Annotated in this window: 2 protein-coding genes; one reads left to right on the forward strand and one right to left on the reverse strand. The window is 56.3% G+C overall.

Features of this window, described 5'->3' with window-relative positions:
• Positions 1 to 280: 280 nt before the first annotated feature.
• Complete coding sequence (locus tag EOA85_RS40235) at positions 281 to 460, reverse strand: hydrolase (protein WP_348627964.1); 180 nt, start codon at positions 458 to 460, stop codon at positions 281 to 283.
• Between the two features lie 204 nt (positions 461 to 664).
• Between EOA85_RS40235 and EOA85_RS36005 the strand changes: the two genes are divergently transcribed.
• Entirely contained in the window at positions 665 to 877 is a 213-nt protein-coding gene (locus EOA85_RS36005; RefSeq protein ID WP_127212784.1) for a hypothetical protein, read from the forward strand.
• The last annotated feature ends 101 nt before the right edge of the window (positions 878 to 978 follow it).

A 978-nucleotide genomic window follows, 5' to 3' on the forward strand; every position in this document is an offset into this window, starting at 1 on the left:
CAGTTTTGCTGCCAGACGGCCTGAATATCCAGGGCCTTGTGCAGTATCGAGCCAGAAGCCGCTAGCATTTCTCAAACGGAGGTGGCCAAACTCGAATGGTCATGCCTCAGAGTCCCAGTGTGACATGAAATGCAATCAGCCCTCTTTAATTTTCAGGGTCTATGTCACGCCCGCGCTTGCTGCTCGAAAGAGTCCCCCTGCCCTATGCCTGCCTGGCAAACGTCCGCCCGGAGCGCGAGCCCTTGGGGCAAATGTCGCGCTGAGAGCTGCGGGTCCTAGGCTACGGCCGCGCGCCAACGACATAGTTCTTGCTGTACGCTTTGGCGCATTTCGGACACGTCGGGTAGAAGAAATAAACATCACCCGGTTCTGTTTTCCGATCACGCGCAATCTGTCGCATTTCCTCATGCCACTGCGTTGCCTGGCTATACGGGCCTTCGAACGGTATCACGGCTCGCACTGAAGTGCTGAAGGCCGATGACGAGAGCGACAAGCTGACAGTGCCGATCGCGTCGCTTGGGCTGCCGTGAAGCGCCTTTATCGCAAGGAAGGCAGAGACTGGGTGCCGCTGTAAGCAGCGGGGGGATTTTGATCGAAATCAAACCCATCCCTGCCGTGTTCATTCATATGATTTGAAATCAGGCGCTTAAATAATGCGGATTCAATGACGGACACGGTCTCGAGGCTTCTCAATGCGTGCAACGCTGAAAAGAACAAGGGAGCGGATTTTCCAACGATCTGGAAAAACATCCTGAAGGGGCACCTTTACGTCGCGGGACCGCCGATCCAGGACAGCTGCGATGACGGTCCCATATTGAAAATTCCCCTGGTTACCGGCCAGTTTCTCCTCTTCGGCTCGAACTTCTCTCTCCTCTAGCAGCAGCTTGCGTGTGTCGGGCGCAAGTGCGACATGTCACAAATGCCGCCGGGAGTGCCCTTGCCGATCTCGGCTAGCGTGCCGCCAGCATCCATCCACCC

The organism is Mesorhizobium sp. M5C.F.Ca.IN.020.29.1.1 (assembly GCF_003997375.1).
Taxonomy (GTDB): domain Bacteria; phylum Pseudomonadota; class Alphaproteobacteria; order Rhizobiales; family Rhizobiaceae; genus Mesorhizobium; species Mesorhizobium wenxiniae.